Raw genomic sequence first — 17,651 nt, forward strand, 5'->3', positions numbered from 1 at the left:
TTCCAAATGAGACGACCTCTTACTCCGGGGCCTCAACCTGTTGCCGGTTCACGGCTTCAACTCGCTCGTGGTGACGCCGATGCTTGAGGGAGGAGGCAACCAGAGAGTTCCCTTTCCCCCGTAGGCGTCATGCTGTGAGATTCGCACTGGTTGACTGAACGGCTTCCTCGGGTTGCCGCTCCTGGGGATCTCGCCGACCCGCGCGGTCCATCTCGCGCCATTCCGGACGCAGCCCAGTCAGGTTCGTGGTGAGGAAGTATGCAGCCCCGCCGACGAGTAGCACCGGCGCAAGTCCGACAGAGGCCACCACCGCTCCAGCGATCAGTCCACCGAGAGGGATACCGGCCCAGGCCAGCGAGTCACCGAGCGCGCTGACCCGGCCTAACATCCGGCGTGGCACCCGCTCGAAGAGCACGGCCCCCAGCACCGGGTTCAGGAAGCCCGCCCCGAATCCACTGACGGCGAACACGGCCAGTACCGCTCCCATCGGTGCATCGAAGGCGAGAATCAGGAATCTCGGCGCCCCAGCCAGCAGGAACCCGGTGAAGAACACCGTCCGGCGTCGCAGCCGGTGTGCAGCCATCGCAGCGATCAGACTCCCCGCGACCGCCGCGGCTCCCAGCACGCTGCCCATCAGGCCGATCGCAGCTGGCCCGTTGCCGGATTCTTTGGCCCAGACGGGCATGAGCACCGTGGTGAACCCCGCGTCCAGCAGGTTGGTGATCCCGACCATGACGATGACGGTCAGCAGCAACAGTTCGCCACGCAGAAAGGTGAAGCCCTCTCCGAATCGTCGCCAGTAACCCGGTTCTGTCTCCCCGGCCTGGGAGGGGGCTTCCGCGACTGCATGCCCCATCCCGCGGGGCAGCGCCAGCGCGATGACCACTGATCCGAGAGCGAAGCAACCCGCGTTGACGACAAGCCCCGTCATGGGGCCGAGCAGCGCCACCAGGGAGCCGCCGGCCGCCGGGCCAATGGTGGAGGCGAGCCGCTCGGTCGCGCCGGACAGACCGGTGGCCCGCTCCAGCGGCACCCTGCCGCGCTCGGCCGCTTCCGGGACCATGACTTCCTTGGCAAGGTCGCCGGGGCCGCGCACCGAGCCGATCAGCGCGACCAGGGCCAGCAGGAGCGGAAAGGACAGCAGGTCCAGGGCATGGAACAGGGGAACCGCAGCGGCAGCGGTTGCGCTGGCCAGATCCGTGGTCCAGGAAACGGCTCGCGGGCCGATCCGGTCTACCAACGGACCGGTGAACGCCTTGACCGCCACGTAGGGAGTCATCTCGCAGAAGGCGACCAGTCCGGTCTGGGTGGCGCTGCCCGTCGTGACGAGCACGAACCAGGGCAGCGCGATGGCAGAGACCCGAGTACCGGTCAGCGACACGGCCATGGCCGCCAACACCCCGCTCAGCGGTCGTAAGGACCGTTTGCTGGGTATGTCGCCGTCCGGGACGTCTTCCGTCATGACGTCTCCGTTCCTGTCGCTTTCTGAGGACTGGAAGGGTGCGCCGACGCGGCGGGCGTATCCAGTTCAGGCAGGAGGTGTGTGATGACGGCGACCCGCTCGGCTCCCTCCGGGGCTTTCGCCGCCGCCTCCGGTGTGTCTCTCCGATAGCGGTCGACGATTGCCCGCAACTCCTCGCGCAGAGCGGCGGCTTCTTCAGGCGTGAGCCGCAAGGCCCAGTCGCTCATGTCAAAGGTGTCCCGCCACGCGCGGGGCATCGTCTGAAGCTCGTTGACTGCCCGCTGTGTGCGCAGGGTGTAAGTGGCAGCGACGGACTGCAGGTAGGCCAGCGCGGCCTCGGGCTCCCGCTCGGCCAGCTCCGGGTCGTTGAACCAGGTCGTCCTGTGCACCGAACGCCACCAGCGCTCTCGTGCGTTGCCGCGTTCGGTGTCCTCCTCGACGAAGCCGGCCGCGCCGAGCTGGCGCAGGTGGTAGCTGGCTGTGCCGGAGTTCACGCCGAGCCGCTCCGCGAGGCGGGTAGCGGTCGACGGGCCGTACTTCCGCAGCAGCCCGACCAGTTGTACGCGCACCGGATGCGCCAGGGCGCGCAGCCCCTTGGCATCCAGAACGATCGAGTCCGTTTCGGTCTTCGGGCTGTCCGGCCCCGTGCTTGGGTCAGTCATATCGCGCACTCTAGACCGCAAACAGTTCTTCGCAAAAATTTCTTCGCGAAGAACTATTTGGGGTTGCAGCGACCTCGCATATACCGCTGCTCATCTGTCGCGTGCCTGCACCGCACCGCCCTCCCACTGACGTATTCGGTGATCGTGCTGCCGCGTCAGGTGGTGGTGCCTCCCGAAGCGGTCACCGTCTGCTGTCCGTTCTCCTGGACATAACCATCTCGAGGAGACGTGCCACGGAGCCTGCGGATCTCTCCGTATGCGATCTCCAGACGCTCGGCGAGGTCGCTGTTCTCCGCTCGCAACTGCTTGATCCGCGCGAGCGCGGGTCTCCAGCCGTCGCTGGACGGAGGAGACCGACGCGGGCTGTGAGCCGGTTCGCTCGGTGGCGGGCTGCCGGTCCTGCATCTGCCTGGTGGCGGCCACGAGGTCGGGCTGGGTGTATAGCCATGATCTTGAAACGCTGGCCGCCTTCGCGATCGCCGCGAAGCTGGTGCGGCTGCCGACGCGATGTGCTGCTGAGATGGCCTTCTCGGCGTCGCGGCGGGCGCGCTGGCTGCGGCGTCGGGTGGCCTCGGCCAGTGCGGCGGTGTTGTCAGCTGGCGGCATCGACGTCCTCCACCTGGCCGCCGACGACGATCTGGTTCTCGGCGGTCCCTTCGAGGGCGCTGATGATCGTGTCGAGCTTGCCGAGGGTGCGGCGGTTCTTCTCCGCGACCCGGGCGAGCCCGGCCTGCTCGGCCTGGGCGATGAGTTCGCTGGTCTCCTGCCGCTGCCGGCGGTGCTGCTGGAGGAAGTCACCGGTGGTGATGAAGAACCGGCAGTCCAGGCAGGGGTTGGCGTACTCGCAGTCGGTCTGCACCGGGGCTCCGCAGTAGCCGTTGGGCAGCGTCACCTTCGCGCGGACCAGACTCATCTTCGCCCAAGCCGCCCCGGCGAGCGGGTGGTCGGCGGCGATCTCGGCCTTCTGCCCCTTGTGGTTGACCTTGAGGGCGTTCTCCCTCGCCGACTGGCGTGCGCCTGAGCGTGAGTCCTCCAGAGCCCTCTGCGGCGGTCGGTCATCAGGCCTGCCAGTCGTAGCACTCCCAAGCCCGCCGACCTGCCGCTTGTCCTCAGATTTACCCGTCGAATCTACGTCGCCCGGCTGATGGCCTAGGTGCGGCGGCTCACCTAGGTTGATGCCGGGCCACCCGGCCCCGAGGTCTTTGGGAGGCCCAGGATGCCGAAAGCCGTACGACGGGAGCCGCCACCGGAGACGCCCGCTCCGATTCGGCCCAACATGCTTTTGATCAATGGCAACGCCGTCAGTTCGACTTTCGCGCAAACCGATCTCTCGCACTCGGTGCTGACCCAGGTGCGGTTCTTCAATTCCCGGCTGCATCAGTCCAACTTCGAGGGCTCCGCGTTCGACGACTGCGACCTCGATGGCGCGACGTTCACCGGCTGCAGCCTGCGCGGCGTCGAGTTCACCAACTGCGACGTCGACCGGCTGGTGATCAACGGGATCAACATCGGCAACCTGCTGCGGCTGCTGCACGGCACCCAGGGAGGTCTGTAGCCATGGCCGAGCGGATCCGGCCGTTCATCTCGGCCACCAACCGGGTCGACATGCTGGGCCGTCTGGTGCGCGAGCACAGCGAGCAGGTCTCCCGCAACGTGTCCGACCTCATCTACATGGCGCTGGACGACGGGAACGAGAAGCGGGACGGCAAGGGCGGCGGCAAGGACAGCGGGGAGGCCGGCTTCTGGGACAAGAAGGACGGCAAGGAGGGCAAGGACAAGGAGAAGGACGGCAAGGAGTCCAAGGAGGCGAAGGAGGGCAAGGACGACAAGGAGGGGAAGGAGGCGAAGGACGCCAAGGAGGGCAAGGAGGGCAAGGAGGCGAAGGACGCCAAGGAGGGCAAGGACGGCAAGGACAAGGAGGGCGACAAGGAGGGCAAGGACAAGGACAAGGAGCAGAGCGACCGGGGCGACAAGTACACCGGCTCCGAGAACCTGGTCTACCGCTACGGCGACGAGATCGTCCTGCCCGCCGAGACCTTCGACCTGATCGCCGAGGTGCAGAGCATCCGGGTGGCCGCGCTGCTCAACCAGCCGATCTTCTAGGCCTGCCGATGCTGCGTGACGCCGACATCATCGTGATCGACGAAGCGGACGACCCGCTCAGCGCGGCCGTAGCCGCCCATGCGGAGCGGGAGCATGTCGTACGGGCGAGGCTCACTGACGCCGCCCGCGCGATGACCATCACCCAGGACGGCCCGGCGGCCACCGTCGACCCGCCGGCCGCGCTGTTGCTGCGCCCGCTGCGCCCACAGCCCGCGATGTCCGACGCCGACGACCGGTTCTCCTGGAGCGAGGCGTTCGCCACCGTCTGGTCGGCCGCCGCCCTGACAGACCGGCCCGTCGTCAACCGGCCCGGCGAATGGGGCTGGTCCGCCCGTACCTCCGCCTCGGCGGTCGTCACCCACCGGCGCACCGGCCTCGATGGGGAGGCGGCGGAGGCCTACTGGCACGCGATGCGGCCGGACCCCGAGTTCGGCTTCCACCAGAGCCTGGACGACTGGCGGCTCGTCGAGGCCGGCGAGGCACCCTTCGGACGATCCCGGGCGCTGCGCCGGCCGCGCGGCTGGGAGCAGGTAATCGTGGTCGGCACCGACGCGTTCCGGGTGACCACCGCCGACCTGGGCGCACGCGACCTGGAGTCCGACAGCCTGCGCGCCACCGCCCGGCTCGGGCTCTCGTTCGCCGCCGTCAGCTGGGCAATCCCGGACGGCGACGAGCCAGCGGTGCTGGCCCGGGTCAACCCGTTCCCGACCTTCCCGGACTGTCGGCCCGTGCTGACCGACGTCGCTCGGGCGCTGATCAGGTGGCTGACCCGATGACCATCCATGTGGTCGGGGTCCAGGGCGACAACACGGTCTGCCGATTCGTCGAGCAGGCGGTGGCCGCCGGCACGCCGGTGGCGTTCGTGGACCTGCACGCGGTCGTACGGCACCCGTGGCGGATCACCCTGCACCCGGACGGCGATCACGCGGTCCTGCACACCGCTGCGGACCGGCCGCTGGTGCTGCCCGCCGACGGCGCCTACTACCTGCGGACCGTGGACCTGTCGCCGGTGCTGCCGCCCGACCGGGGCCGCGCCTGGCGGCACCTGATCGGAGCCCTCATGGCCTACCTCGACGCGGTGACCGGACCGGTCGTCAACCGGCCCGGCGGCCACAGCCACAACGGCGCCAAGCCACTGCACGAGTGGTGGCTCAGCCAGCACGGATTCGCCGTCCCGCCCGCGCTCACCAGTTCCGACCCCGATCGCATCCGCGCGTTCCTCGACGAGCGCGGGGCGGCGATCGTCAAGGCGGTGTGCGGGTCCCGCGGCACCGCCCAGCTGGTCTCGACCGCCGACTTCGCCGACTTCCAGCCGGCCGCCGGGCCGGTGCATCTGCAACAACGCGTCGACGGCTTCGACGTACGGGTGCACCTGGTAGGCGACGAGGCGTTCGCGGAACGGATCGACTCGGACGCCGTCGACTACCGCGGATCGGACGCCGTCTACCGGCCCTTTGAGGTGCCGTCCGACGTGCTCGCCTTGATGCGGGACGCCGCGCGCGAGATGGACCTGGTGTTCACCGGCTGGGACTTCCGGGTCAGCCCGGACGGCCGCTGGTGGTGTCTGGAGGCCAACCCAATGCCCGGCTACGACTTCTACGACCGGCGCTGCGACGGCGCGATCTCCGCGGCGGTCCGGCGGGTGCTGGTGCGATGATCCGGCTGACCGACGACACAGCCGTACGGCGGGTGACCCTGCTCAAACCGGCGGCCTGCGCCGAGATCGCGGCCCAGCTCGACACCGTGCGCTCTGCCTGGGTGGAGCGCGGGTCCGCCTTCTTCACCGTCAGTGCGGCGGCATATCTCGACGCATGCGGAGATGGCTCGTACGAGAGCTATTGGGCCCTTGCCCGAGTGGGCAACCGGCTGCTCTCTTCGGAGTTTGGCGACCTGCTCGGGCAGGTGCGGGACGCGGTCTCCGCGCTGGTGGAGGCGCCGTGTTCCTACGCCCCCTCGCTCGCGCATCCGGGGTTCCACATCTTCCTGGCCGAGTCGCTGCACTCGGCGATGCGCGACGGTTTCCACCTGGACCTGCAGTTCCAGTACCTCCCGGTCGAGGCCACCCTGTACTCGCCGTGCGTGACCTTCACGCTGCCGATCGAGACCCCGCGGGCCGGTGCCGGCATCGAGTTCTGCCGCCCCAATTCGGTCGACAAGCGCGGCGCCGTGACTGCCGAGCCCTACCTCGCCGGGGAGCTGCTCGTGCACTCCGGCCGGACGCTGCACCGCCGGGCGCACTATCCGGTGTCGCCCGGCGACCGGCGGATCACCCTGCAGGGTCACGCCCTGCGGCTGGAAGGAGGGGAATGGATCCTCTACTGGTGACACCGACGATCGTCGACGTCGACCTGCTCGACGACGGTGAAGCCGCCGACATCTACGCCCGGCTGGAGGCGCTGCGGCCGCGGTGGCTGTCTCGGGGCGAGGGGTTCGCCACCCTCGGGGTCGCGACGTACCTCGACGTCATGGCCTCCGAGCGGCCCGAGGAAACCTACTACGCGCGGCTCCCCGAACAGAACGGACTGATCCGTACGCACTTCGGGGATCTGCTGGAGAAGGTCGCCGCCGCGTTGTCCGCACTGCTCGGGGCGCCCACCCGGTACGAGGAGGCGGTGGCGCTGCCTGGCTTCCACGTGTTCGAGTCCGCCGGGGTCTCGACACAGAGCTGGCCGAACCAGCACTTCGATCTCCAGCACCGGTCGCTGCGCTGGCCGTTCCCGCTGGCCTCCGAGGACGACCTGGTGTCGTTCACGCTGGCCATCGCGCTGCCCCGATACGGTGGCGCACTGGAGTTCTGGAACGTCGTCGAGGCCGACGTGGCCCGGCTCCAGCGGCTCGGCCGGACCGTCACGATGGAGCTGCTCGGCAACACCAAGCCGGTGCGGCGCCACGAGTACCGCGTCGGCCGGATGTCGGTGCAGCTCGCTCCGATCATGCACCGGATCGCTGCGGTTCCGGTCCGGTACCCAGGCGACCAGCGCATCACCCTGCAGGGACACGGCGTGCGGGACTCCGGCGGCTGGGTGCTCTACTGGTGATCCTCGACGTGCTGGGCGGGTGCGCCGAAGCCGAGATCAGCGTCGCGACCGGGACGGACGCGGTCGGGGTGCTGGTGCCGGCGGAGAACCCGGAGCTCTGCGGTCGGCTGCTGGCGGGCTGGCCGTCGGCGAATCCCGCGATGTCCTTGTTCGGCCGCCGGTTCGTCCGCTGTGATCTCGTACGTGATCGGTGGGTGGCGGTCACGTGGTACCGCGACCCGGTCGAGGACGAGTACGCCGACCTGGGGCCGGTCACGCTGATCGCCGATCGGTTCCGGCCCGCTGGGCGGTGCGAGCGGACGGTCTATCTGTCCGCGGCCGCCGAGCGGATGCCGGCGCTGCGCGATGTGGTGTCCCTGGTGTGCGGTCGGGCCGGGGTGACCGATGCGGCGGCCGGTGCGGCCCTCGAGACGATGGCCCGGCTCGGCTGGATCACCCATGTCGGTGTGACGCTGACCGGGCCGCGTCCCCGCCTGAAGATAAACGCCGCCACGCGGGAGCTGCCGGTCGCGCTGGCCCCGGCGCTGTCGGCCCGGTTCCGCCAGCTGCGCGCGCCGCTGGGCTACGTGGCCTGCACCGTCGACGGCCGCGGCCTCTCCAGAGTACGGCTGTACGCCCGCCCGATTCCCGGCCGCCAGCTCGCCGCGGTGCTCGGCGGCCTGCGATGACGCCGCTCGATGGGCTGCGCGCCGACACCTACTGCGCGCTCCCGCTGTCCGCCGCTGAGGTCGCGATCGTGGACGCGGCCTATGCGGCGTGGGATTCCTTCTTCCGCGGCACCGGCAAGTACGCGATCCCGGGCGACCTCGCCGGTCCCAGCGGCTACATCCCGCTCTGCCTGCCGGGTGGCTGCGAGATGAAGGAAAGCTTCTACCTGCGGCCCCGGATGTCCCCGCCTCCTGCGACGGCCGCCGCCACGGCCGACCTGATGGGCCTGCTGACCGAGGCGGCTGCGTCCATGACCGCGGCGCTGGGCGCCTTGCTGGGCCGCCCGGTGGCGCACCGGCCCCGGCACGGCTGTCTGCGCGTCATGCGCTACCCGCCGCTGACCGGTGAGCCCGCGTCACGCCTGATGCGGGCGCTGGCCGACCGTGGGAACCTGCGCACCGTCTCGCACACCGACCTCAACGCGCTGACGATCCTCGCCCCGGCGAGCGCTCCCGGTCTGGAGATCGCCACTGCCGGGGGCTGGCTTCCGGTCGACGACACCCGCCGCTGTCTTCTCGTCCACACCGGCCAGGAGCTGGAGGCGGCCACGTACGGTGCCTTCCGGGCCACCGAGCACCGCGTCCGCAATCCGCTGCCCGATGAGGCGGACCGGCCCCGGCTGTCGTGCGCCTACTTTGTGTCCTAGAACGAGGAGCGCCTCCACGCCGAGGACTGGGAGGACGACGATCTCGCGTTCTGCCAGCCCAACTGCAGGCCCTGCAGCCGTACGGAGGACCGGAAGGCATGGAAGGCCCTCCTAAGGTCGCCATCCGGCAATCCTGCGGCAAGAGCCACACATGATCAAGACCGGGCATGGCTGCGGCGCCGAGACAGGGATCGCCCCGCAGCGGTGTCAGCGCGGCCGCCAAGCCCTCGTACGGGACTGCGGCGAGTATGTCGCACATGATCGCGTAGCCAGCAGAACCCGCAGCAGCCGTCCCTCCGCAAGCAAACGTCACGGACATGTTCGTGACGTGCTTGTGCAGGTCAGAATCAACGCGCACACCTGTCCACGCGGAAAACTGGAGGAGTACCCGGCGCTGCCCGAGGCCGGCGCAACCTCCGGCGCCCTGCCCGGCCCCGCCTTCGCCGAAGCCATCGCCCAGGTCGCCTGCGCGGTCGGCAAGGACGACACCCTGCCCGTCCTCACCGGCATCCAGCTCCGCCACGACCAGGAGGACGGCACCCTCACCCTGGCCGCCACCGACCGCTACCGGTTCGCCGTGCGCACCATCGCCTGGAAGAACTGCGACCTCACCGCCGACTGCACCGCACTCGCGCCCGGAAAACCGCTCCTGGACGCCGTGAAAGCCGTCGCCGACGACACCACCATCGACCTCGCCCTCCCCGACGCCGCCGGAGTCAACGGCCTGTTCACCCTGCGCACCGACCACAGCACCACCACCCTGCGCGGCCTGGAAGGCGACCTGCCCAAATACCAAAGCCTCTTCCCCACCGAGTTCAACCACACCGCCACCGTGGAAATCGCCGCGCTCAAGGACGCCGTCCAGCGCGTCGCCCTGGTCGCCGCCAAGGAATCCCCGCTCAGGCTCACCTTCGCCGCCGACGACACCCTCGTCCTGGAGGCCGGCACCAGCGACGACGCCCAAGCCGTCGACAACGTCGACACCAACCTCGACGGCGACGAACTCACCGTGGCCTTCAACCCCGCCTTCCTCCTCGACGGCCTGAACACCCTCACCGCCGAATCCGTCGACTTCCACTTCACCACCAGCACCAAGCCCGCCGTCCTGCGCGGGCACGGCAGCGACGAGCAGGCGCTGCGCTACCTCCTCATGCCGATCCGGGTCAGCTGAAACACCCGGCCCCCTGTCCGCGGGGAGGCCGGTGATACGTCCGGCTCCCCGCCCACACACCCTGCGGAGACTTGGTGACCCCCACTGCCCTGTACGAGATCGAAACCAACGAGGCCGACGACGGCACCCTCTACCCGACCGAGCACATGTGGACCCCCGCCGGAGAAGAGGCCGAGCAGTGCGGATTCCTCACCCACGCCGGCCTGCAGATCAGCGGCCTGGAGGGGCCGTACGGCGACTCGTACCCGGTCGCATTCGTCTTCCTTGGCAAGTCAGCGTGTTGAGCCAGGCATGCCGGCCGTGACGCTTGCCCTGGAACGGGGGCGCGCCGTCGTTCTCAGCGAGGCGCTGGACCTGCACGATCGACGTCGAACGGTTGGGCACCGACGGACGGGGCGAGTTGCGGGGGCGGTTCACCGTGCTCCTCACCCGGTGGAACCGGCTTGCGAGCGCCCGGCAGCCAGCGTCGACTCCCTGACCCGCCCCTGCAGGTCGCGTTCCCGGGCGGCCGCCGCCTCGAATCGTTCGACGAGTGAGCGTCCGTCGCCCTGCCGCAACTGGTCCAGGTCCGCCCGGTCGCGCTGGAGCGCGTCGTCGAGCAGCGCGGCCCGCCCCTGCTCCAGCGCGACTACGGCAGCGACGGGTGCGCCGGATGCGGCGCTGGCGTACGCGGCCGACGCCCCGAGTTCACCCGCCCGGCGTAAGGCGTCCTCCTTCTCGCTGCGCATCAGTTGCACGTGGACCAGCGAGCGCATCGCGGCCATGCCGAATCCGTACGCCTCGGCGGCCTCCGACCACGCCTGGCGGGACTGCGCCCAGTTCCCCCAGACGGTGGCTGTCGCGAGGGTAGTTGCGACGTCGACCACGAGCCCGGACTCGCAGGCTCGACGCAGGACGGCGGTGGCGCCGCCCGGTTGGGAGCCCGGCCGACCGCGTCCCTCGGCACGCATCAGGCAAACACCCAGCACGTTGAGTCGGCGCGGAAGATCGGGCGAGTCGGCCGGGGTCAGGTCGACGGCACGCCGTAGCAGGTCGGCCGCGCGCTCGACGTCGGTACCCGCCGGGTCGTCGCGGGCGGCCAAGTCGAGCGCTGCGCCCAGGCCGATCAGGCGGCGGGGAAGATCTGTGGAGCCGTCCGGCGACAGGGCGACAGCGAGTTCGGACACCGCGAGCATTTCGGCGATGTCACCTGACTCGCCGTGCTCCTCGACCGAGAGCCGCAACGCCGTTCCCAGATTGGCGAGGAACGTCGGCCGCTCCGGGGCATCTGGCGTGACCGTCTCGACCGCGCGACGAAGGACCGCGATGCTCTCGGCCAGGTCGTCCGGCTCCCCGGCGTGCTCGTAGCGACGGAGCAAGGCACTGCCCAGGTTGTTGACCGTTAAGGCGGCCGCGGGTCCAGAATCGGCAAGCAGGTCGACCGCCTCCCGCAACCTGACGATGGCCGCGTCCAGGTCATCGAGCCGACCTCGCCGTTCGTAACGCTGACGCAGATTGAACCCGAGGTTGTTCTTGACCGCCGTGAGCAGGCGACGGTCCGAGGTGGCCGCGTCGGCGGCCGCCTGCAGGGCGGCGATCGCCCCGTCCTGATCCGCCGGGTTGCCGACGCGTTCGTAGCGTCGCCAGAGCCCGTTGCTGTAGTTGCTCAGGAACGATGCGAGCGCATCGGGCGTGGCATCGTCGAGCGACTCCTCGAATGCGGCGATCGCAGCGTCCAGGTCGGCCAGTGTCCCGTCGCGTTCGTACCGGGTCAGCAACGCGTTGCCGAGGTTGCTCAACCGGCCGGGCCGCTCCGGCGCCGACGCCGCCGTCATCTCGGCCGCTCGCGCCAGGCACGCCACCGACCTCCCCAACTGGGCTGCGGATCCTTCGAGTTCGTATAGCCGCAACCGTGCCCCGCCAAGCTGATCCAACCGGCCGGGAAGCTCGGGATCGTCCACTGTGGAAGCGTCGACGGCCTGCTGCAGGATCCGCACCGCCGAGTTCAGCGACGCCGGTATGCCGTGGCGTTCGTAGCGGTGGAGCAGCGCGAAGCCCATCGTCGCCACGTAGTGAACGTGGTCGGACACCTCGTTGCCATCGCGCCGGTCTTGTCGGCGCAGGACGTCCATTGCCGCCGCCAGGTCGCGCTCCGCACCGTCGCGCTCGTAGCGGCGCATGTGGCCGAACAGGAGGTAGCTGAGCACTTCACCGCCGACTTCGCTGTCGTCCGGGACGAGCGGTCCCGCCTCGTCCAGCAGCCGCAGAGCCCGATCGATGTCGTCGTGTTGTGGACCGGCTTCGGATCGCCGTAACAGCGCTGAGGCCGCCCGACCCAGGACCTGGGCCCGCAGTTGCGGCGTCAGCCCGACGAATTCCGCTTGGGCGAGGATCTCCTCGTACGCCTGTACCTCCGCCGTCACGTCCTCGGTGGACTCGATTCGATCCGCATACGGCGTGAGCCAGGACGGTAGCCGTCGACCGGTTTGCTCCTCCCAGGCGGCCACTGTGCCGATCTCGCGGCTGCGGGTGAGGAAGCGGCGAAACGGCCGGATGATGTCGTCGCCGCCGTTGTCGGGCGTGGAGAACTGGCTTCCCGCCAGGTCGAGAAGGACGAGCGCACGGTCGGTCAGCAGGACGGGATTCTGGTCGACGACGTCGCGTGCCTCGTCCCAGGTGCTCGCCGAGACCAGGTCCATGAGCACGGTCAGCAGGCCGACGTCGGCCGCTGTCAGGTCGTCCATCGCCGCGTCCTTTCGTCGTATATATCCGTTTCACGATACTCTGGTGGGGACGGCCGGTGCGGATTCCGGTGCGCGGCACGGTTGCGGCAGGATGGCACGCGAGGCCGACTGGCCCGGGTCGGCAGGAGGGTCGGCATGGCGGACGGGACGAGCCTTGACGACATCCGGGCCGCGCGCGACGAGTTGGACGCCGTCATTGACGAGATCCGTGCGGTGCCGGAGTACGCGGAATTCCTCGCCCCACCGACGTTCGAGGACGTCGCCGGCGCGGCACAGGCCAGTCCCCTGGTCTACGTCGCCGCCGCGGAACCCGGCGGGCTGGCGTTGATCGTTCGCGGCACCGACGTCGCCCACGTCCCGCTGCAACACCTCTCGGCTGCGTCCGTGCAGGAGCGCACGCGCCGGCACCTCGAGGCGCATTCCCGGTACCGGGCCGCGCCCCGCGACAACCGCGCCCGGTGGGACGGCTCCCTCGACGACGTGACCGCATGGCTCTGGGACGACGCCATGGGCCCGGTCCTCGCCGAACTCGGAGCCGCCGGCGGGGCTGGCGGCGCGGTGCTGGTCGCTGGTGGGTTGCTCGGACTGCTGCCGCTGCATGCGGCGTGGACGCCGGACAGCACGGCCGGGTCCGGGCGCCGCTACGCGCTTGACGTGTTGCCGCTCAGCTACGCGCCCAACGCACGGTCGCTGGCGGCGGCCCGCCGGCTCGCCGCCGAGATCACGCCGAGCCGGCTGCTGGCGATCGCCGACCCGTGGCCGGTGCCGGCCGCCCGGCTCGCGATGGCGCGGCATGAAGCGGGATCGGCCGCCGCGGCCTTCCCGACCGCCGGGACCACTCTGCACGGAAACGACGCGACGTTCCTTGCCTTCGAACGGGCTGCACCGGAGGCCGACGTGCTGCACCTCGCCTGCCACGGCTTCGCCCGGCTCGACAGCCCGCTGGACAGCGGCCTGCTGCTCGCCGGCGGCCAGGTCACCCTGCGCCGGCTACTGGAGCTTCAGTTGCGCGTCCGGCTGGCGGTCCTGTCCGCCTGCGAGACGGCGATGCCCGGCACGGACCTGCCCGACGAGGTGGTGGCGTTGCCGACCGGGCTGCTGCAGGCCGGGGTCGCCGGGGTGGTGGCGTCACAGTGGGCGGTGCCTGACCGCGCCACCGCCATGTTGATGACTGAGTTCTATCGCTGCTGGTGGTGGGAACGGATGCCGCCGGCACACGCGCTGCGCACTGCCCAACGGTGGTTGCGCGACACCACGAACGGGGAGAAGGCCGATTGCTACCGCACGGCGGTCGGCGAGCGGGCCGCGTGGATGCCAGCGACCGTGGCCGATGCGTTCCTCGGGTGGCTCGACCTACTGCCGCCGGACCTGCACAGCCACCGCACGATCCACAACTGGGGTGCCTTCACCCACGTCGGGGCCTGAGGAGCGTCGATGACAGATAACGAACTGCGCGCGCTGGCCGAGCAGATCCGCGCGGAACTTCCGGTGCTGGTTGCCGACGCCGACGAGCGGGAGCGGCTGGACCGTGATCTCGGGCAGGCGCTGGAGCAGCCAGCCGGCACCGCGGCGGCCGCCCTCAGGCAGGTGCTGCAATCGCATCCCGCGGTCCGCGACTGGGTGGAGACCGACAACGATCGCTCGATCACTACCCTGCCAGGTGACTCGACCTCCCAGCTTGGGGTGTTGTTCGTCTGCCCGAACCGGGACTACTCGACGGTCCGCGAGGTGGTGACCAGTGAGGTGCTGGTGTGCCCGCACGACGGCGCCGCGCTCGAACGGTACGACGGCTGAGCGCCGGCGATGCTGACGGCGTTCTGGTCGGGGCTGGGCAGCGAGTTCGCCAAGCAGTGGGCCGTTCGCATCCTGACCCCCGCGTTCCTGTTCTGGGCGGGCGGATTTGCCGCGATCTGGTGGAGCAGTCACGGCTCGGGTGTGCGCAGCCGCGGCTGGGCCGCGGAGCTGACCGTGACGGCGGAGCAGTTCGAGCGGATGCCCGGCCTTTCACACGTGCTCCTTGTCGCGGGATGCCTGCTGCTAGTAGCCGGGTCGGCGATCGCCGCCGAACGGCTGACGCTACCGCTGCTGCGCCTGCTCGAGGGCTACTGGTCACGGCCGCGCTGGCTACGAGACCGGCTGGTGGCCCACCGCCGGCGCCGCCACGCCCGCTGGACGCGGCGCCTCGACGACCTGAATACGCGCCAGCGTCTGGGCACGCTGACAGTCGGGGAGTTCATGGAACTGCGTGACCTGGAGCGGGCTTCCCAGCCGGACGTCAGCCAGCTGCGCGACCTGCGTGCGCGGCGCAACATCGGCCTGGACGCCCGGATGACCGCCGATTTGGGGCGCGCGCGCAGGTTCCTGCGCGAGGCCCCGCGGCATGAAGGCCTGGGTATGCCGACCCGGCTGGGTGACATCCTGCGCGCGACCGAACGACGTCCGGCCGACAAGTACGGCCTGGACGCGGTGGTGTGCTGGTACGCCCTGTGGCTCGTGCTGCCCGACGACGCCAGGACCGAACTCGTCCAGGCCCGGTCGGTGCTGGACCGGGCTACCCGTACCTGGCTGTGGGGCGCGCTGTTCGTCGTCTGGGCGCCCTGGACGTGGTGGGCGGTTCCGATCGCCGTCGTCGTGCCCGCGCTGGCGTACTACGGCGGGGTCCTGGGCGCCGCCGGCCTGTTCGGCGAACTCACCGGATCGGCCTTCGACCTGTACCGGTTCCGGCTCTACGACGCCCTGCACCTGCCCCGGCCGACATCGCCGGACGAGGAGCGGCGCATCGGTGGCCCCCGGGTGACCAACCTGCTGTGGGGAGGCCTGGACGAGCCCGGCCTCACCTACGTCGCCCCGCCGACCGGGTGACCGGCGGGGCGAAATCCGCAAGACCCGCTTTCAGCACGGCCAGCGCGCGGCGCCTGGGCGCGGATCGCCCGGGCGAGGATCACCACGTGACTGGCCCCATACCGGTGCCGTCGCCGCACGGCTACCGTGCCGCGACCCTGCACCTGACCTTTGACCCCGCCGAGAACACCCGCCGACAGCAGACCGGGCTCGCGCACATCAACGACTCGCACTGCGCCCTACTGGACACGCTGATGGCCCTCCCGACCGGCATCCCCGTCCCGGTCGACGACCTGACCGAGCGCCAGCAGCGCGACATACGCCGAGCCCCCGCCGGCATCCTGAACCTCACCCTCGGCCTCGTCACCCGCCACGCCATCCGTCCCTGCCGCGTCGACCTCGCCACCGTCCACGCCACCTGCACCCGCGACAGCATCGGCCGAGCAAGCTCCTACGCCCCGTTCTGCGCGCGTGCCGTCGTCACCCCCAACCCGCCGCGCCGCGACTACCTGCTGACCGAGGCGACTTCTGGGGCATCGGCGTCTTCCTCGACCACGGCAACGGCGAACTCGAGACCCTCGTCGCCCCCCAGCCCTGGCGGCCGCAGCGGCACACCCCAGCAGCCTGGCGGTTCGCGGAGCTCGCATACGCCTCCTACCTCAACCACTCGCCCACCAGCGAGACCACTACCACCTCCAACCGCGCAGGAGACAAGACCCGTGGGTAACAACACCGCCATCGAATGGACGGACCGCACCTTCAACCCTGGGGGGATGCTCACGCATCTCACCCGGATGCAGGAACTGCTACGCAGACCAGCTGGCCCACCGATGGGGCCACGACGTCTTCCACCTGGGCGGGCAGCGCCGGATGCTCTCCGACACGAACTGGCGCCAGCCCCTGAAGTGGAACCGCGAAGCGCAGGAGGCCGGCGTTCCCCTCCGCGTGTTCACCGCATCCATGGGCGACGTGTTTGAGGACCACCCCCAGGTCACCACCGCCCGCGAGCGGTTCTGGGAGCTCATCGAGCAGACGCCGTGGCTGCGCTGGCAGTTACTGACCAAGCGGCCAGAGAACGTGACCGCCATGGCACCCTGGAAGGACGCGTGGCCGGACCACGTGTGGATCGGCACGTCCGTCGAGGACCAGCGCCGCGCCGACGAACGGATCCCCCTCCTCCTCCAGATCAACGCCCGCGTCCGGTTCCTGTCTTGCGAACCCCTGCTGGGACCGGTCGACCTACGCCGGTGGCTCTTCCCCCAGCAGGGCAATGGCGTCAGCGGCCTTGTCGCGCTTGATGATGAGGTAGGGGAGCAGCGCTGTGAGCAGCGCAACGACATCTGCTGCGCGGGTGATGGACCAATCGCCCATCGGCTTCCATCCGTGGCGCTCGACGCGGGCGTGGTCCCATCGGACGCGTCCCCCCCCCCACAGTGGTCTCCAGCCATGTAATGACCTCAGGAGTGGTGCTGTAAATCGTCACGCGGACGCCGCGGTCTTGGGCGGACTTCCTCGCGAGTACAGGTTCCCTTCACCGTCCAACATTCCGGCGATGTACCCCAGTACACCTGGGTCCGTGGGGATGCTGATACTCAAGGGAGCGCGCTTCCCACCGCGTCTCCGAACGGCAACCCCGCTCGCGTGAAGGCGGCGCCAAACCGTTCCGCGGCTGGTTCCGAGCCGCTCCACGATCTCCTGGATGGTCTCTCCGGAAGCGTAGGCGGAAGCGACTTCGGCAGTGGTGATCTCGGCACGCGGCATGGCCTGCATTCTCCCGCGATCGCCTGGGTGATCGCAGGAGGAGAAAGCGGCCCCCGGGCTCGGCCCATGCATCCCGACTCGGCTCGCCAGTTGCGGGACGAATGCGCCAGGGCGGGAGTGCCGTTCTTCTTCAAGCAGTGGGGGGAGTGGGCGCCGTCCGGCCGCATCGCCATCGGTGGGAATCAGCGCGGCCATGCACTGGTGGGCGATCCGGTCGACGGACTCGGGCATCGCGTCGAGATGGTCCGCCTCGGCAAGAAGAAGACCGGGCGCCTCCTGGACGGCCGACTGCACGACGCCGTGCCGCCTCTCCGTCCTGCTCGGGCAACAGCTGCCGAAGCCTGACTCCCCTCGGCGGTCTTTACGCCGTAAAGACCGCCGTCCTCTGCCCGTCTCATGGGCACCGCCTGCGGAGGACGCCAGTGATGCCCACCCCCGGAGATCTGCCAGATGACCTGCAGCCGGGCTGACAGCATGGGCGCCAGCCCCGACCTCGGAGACACGAATGGACCCGACCGCACCGCCCCCTTTCCTCC

20 protein-coding genes are annotated in these 17,651 nt (G+C 69.9%); 15 read left to right on the forward strand and 5 right to left on the reverse strand.

Features of this window, described 5'->3' with window-relative positions:
• Positions 1 to 127: 127 nt before the first annotated feature.
• The 3 genes from StrepF001_RS42160 to StrepF001_RS42175 form a co-directional block, all read right to left on the reverse strand.
• Positions 128 to 1,462 carry an MFS transporter gene (locus StrepF001_RS42160; protein WP_129803370.1) on the reverse strand — a complete coding sequence of 445 codons (1,335 nt, stop codon included), beginning with the start codon at positions 1,460 to 1,462 and terminating at the stop codon, positions 128 to 130.
• The gene (locus tag StrepF001_RS42165; RefSeq protein ID WP_129803371.1) at positions 1,459 to 2,124 is read right to left on the reverse strand and encodes a helix-turn-helix domain-containing protein; all 666 of its coding nucleotides are present in this window, start codon (positions 2,122 to 2,124) and stop codon (positions 1,459 to 1,461) included. Before StrepF001_RS42165 ends, StrepF001_RS42160 begins: the two co-directional genes overlap by 4 nt.
• A gap of 592 nt (positions 2,125 to 2,716) precedes the next feature.
• Positions 2,717 to 3,037 (reverse strand): hypothetical protein, encoded by a 321-nt coding sequence (locus StrepF001_RS42175; protein ID WP_240797957.1) that lies wholly within the window; start codon positions 3,035 to 3,037, stop codon positions 2,717 to 2,719.
• Between the two features lie 303 nt (positions 3,038 to 3,340).
• Here StrepF001_RS42175 and StrepF001_RS49125 point away from each other — a divergent pair, with 303 nt between their 5' ends.
• From StrepF001_RS49125 to StrepF001_RS42225, 10 genes are all read left to right on the forward strand, one after another.
• Positions 3,341 to 3,679 (forward strand): pentapeptide repeat-containing protein, encoded by a 339-nt coding sequence (locus StrepF001_RS49125; protein ID WP_129803372.1) that lies wholly within the window; start codon positions 3,341 to 3,343, stop codon positions 3,677 to 3,679.
• A gap of 2 nt (positions 3,680 to 3,681) precedes the next feature.
• The gene (locus tag StrepF001_RS42185) at positions 3,682 to 4,227 is read left to right on the forward strand and encodes a hypothetical protein (RefSeq protein ID WP_129803373.1); all 546 of its coding nucleotides are present in this window, start codon (positions 3,682 to 3,684) and stop codon (positions 4,225 to 4,227) included.
• A gap of 8 nt (positions 4,228 to 4,235) precedes the next feature.
• Positions 4,236 to 5,003, forward strand: coding sequence for a hypothetical protein (locus tag StrepF001_RS42190; RefSeq protein WP_129803374.1), 768 nt, complete (start codon positions 4,236 to 4,238; stop codon positions 5,001 to 5,003).
• The gene (locus StrepF001_RS42195) at positions 5,000 to 5,884 is read left to right on the forward strand and encodes a hypothetical protein (protein ID WP_129803375.1); all 885 of its coding nucleotides are present in this window, start codon (positions 5,000 to 5,002) and stop codon (positions 5,882 to 5,884) included. Before StrepF001_RS42190 ends, StrepF001_RS42195 begins: the two co-directional genes overlap by 4 nt.
• Complete coding sequence (locus StrepF001_RS42200) at positions 5,881 to 6,552, forward strand: hypothetical protein (RefSeq protein ID WP_129803376.1); 672 nt, start codon at positions 5,881 to 5,883, stop codon at positions 6,550 to 6,552. The genes StrepF001_RS42195 and StrepF001_RS42200 overlap by 4 nt, the downstream gene beginning before the upstream one ends.
• Complete coding sequence (locus tag StrepF001_RS42205; RefSeq protein WP_129803377.1) at positions 6,534 to 7,265, forward strand: hypothetical protein; 732 nt, start codon at positions 6,534 to 6,536, stop codon at positions 7,263 to 7,265. The genes StrepF001_RS42200 and StrepF001_RS42205 overlap by 19 nt, the downstream gene beginning before the upstream one ends.
• Complete coding sequence (locus StrepF001_RS42210) at positions 7,262 to 7,933, forward strand: hypothetical protein (protein ID WP_129803378.1); 672 nt, start codon at positions 7,262 to 7,264, stop codon at positions 7,931 to 7,933. The genes StrepF001_RS42205 and StrepF001_RS42210 overlap by 4 nt, the downstream gene beginning before the upstream one ends.
• Positions 7,930 to 8,619 (forward strand): 2OG-Fe(II) oxygenase family protein, encoded by a 690-nt coding sequence (locus StrepF001_RS42215; protein WP_129803379.1) that lies wholly within the window; start codon positions 7,930 to 7,932, stop codon positions 8,617 to 8,619. The genes StrepF001_RS42210 and StrepF001_RS42215 overlap by 4 nt, the downstream gene beginning before the upstream one ends.
• 328 nt (positions 8,620 to 8,947) lie before the next feature.
• Positions 8,948 to 9,790 carry a DNA polymerase III subunit beta gene (gene dnaN, locus StrepF001_RS42220; protein ID WP_240797958.1) on the forward strand — a complete coding sequence of 281 codons (843 nt, stop codon included), beginning with the start codon at positions 8,948 to 8,950 and terminating at the stop codon, positions 9,788 to 9,790.
• A gap of 74 nt (positions 9,791 to 9,864) precedes the next feature.
• Positions 9,865 to 10,074 (forward strand): hypothetical protein, encoded by a 210-nt coding sequence (locus StrepF001_RS42225; protein ID WP_129803381.1) that lies wholly within the window; start codon positions 9,865 to 9,867, stop codon positions 10,072 to 10,074.
• Between the two features lie 141 nt (positions 10,075 to 10,215).
• Here the strand turns inward: StrepF001_RS42225 and StrepF001_RS42230 are convergent, their stop codons facing one another.
• Positions 10,216 to 12,474, reverse strand: coding sequence for a hypothetical protein (locus StrepF001_RS42230; RefSeq protein ID WP_129803382.1), 2,259 nt, complete (start codon positions 12,472 to 12,474; stop codon positions 10,216 to 10,218).
• A gap of 174 nt (positions 12,475 to 12,648) precedes the next feature.
• On the opposite strand from StrepF001_RS42230, the gene StrepF001_RS42235 reads away from it, so the two are divergent.
• The 3 genes from StrepF001_RS42235 to StrepF001_RS42245 are packed head-to-tail and all read left to right on the forward strand — an operon-like array spanning position 12,649 to position 15,375.
• Positions 12,649 to 13,938: a CHAT domain-containing protein gene (locus StrepF001_RS42235; RefSeq protein WP_129803383.1), complete on the forward strand. Its 1,290-nt coding sequence runs from the start codon at positions 12,649 to 12,651 to the stop codon at positions 13,936 to 13,938.
• A 9-nt stretch (positions 13,939 to 13,947) separates the two neighbouring features.
• Positions 13,948 to 14,307, forward strand: a complete 360-nt coding sequence (locus StrepF001_RS42240) for a hypothetical protein (RefSeq protein ID WP_129803384.1) — start codon at positions 13,948 to 13,950, stop codon at positions 14,305 to 14,307.
• A 9-nt stretch (positions 14,308 to 14,316) separates the two neighbouring features.
• Complete coding sequence (locus StrepF001_RS42245) at positions 14,317 to 15,375, forward strand: hypothetical protein (protein WP_129803385.1); 1,059 nt, start codon at positions 14,317 to 14,319, stop codon at positions 15,373 to 15,375.
• A 218-nt stretch (positions 15,376 to 15,593) separates the two neighbouring features.
• On the opposite strand, the gene StrepF001_RS49880 is transcribed toward StrepF001_RS42245, so the two are convergent.
• Entirely contained in the window at positions 15,594 to 15,728 is a 135-nt protein-coding gene (locus StrepF001_RS49880) for a hypothetical protein (RefSeq protein ID WP_276322892.1), read from the reverse strand.
• A gap of 391 nt (positions 15,729 to 16,119) precedes the next feature.
• Between StrepF001_RS49880 and StrepF001_RS42250 the strand changes: the two genes are divergently transcribed.
• Positions 16,120 to 16,806, forward strand: coding sequence for a DUF5131 family protein (locus tag StrepF001_RS42250; protein ID WP_276322893.1), 687 nt, complete (start codon positions 16,120 to 16,122; stop codon positions 16,804 to 16,806).
• A gap of 189 nt (positions 16,807 to 16,995) precedes the next feature.
• Positions 16,996 to 17,460, forward strand: coding sequence for a DUF5131 family protein (locus StrepF001_RS42255; RefSeq protein WP_129803387.1), 465 nt, complete (start codon positions 16,996 to 16,998; stop codon positions 17,458 to 17,460).
• The last annotated feature ends 191 nt before the right edge of the window (positions 17,461 to 17,651 follow it).

This window comes from Streptomyces sp. F001, assembly GCF_004187715.1.
Lineage (GTDB): Bacteria > Actinomycetota > Actinomycetes > Streptomycetales > Streptomycetaceae > Streptomyces > Streptomyces flavusporus.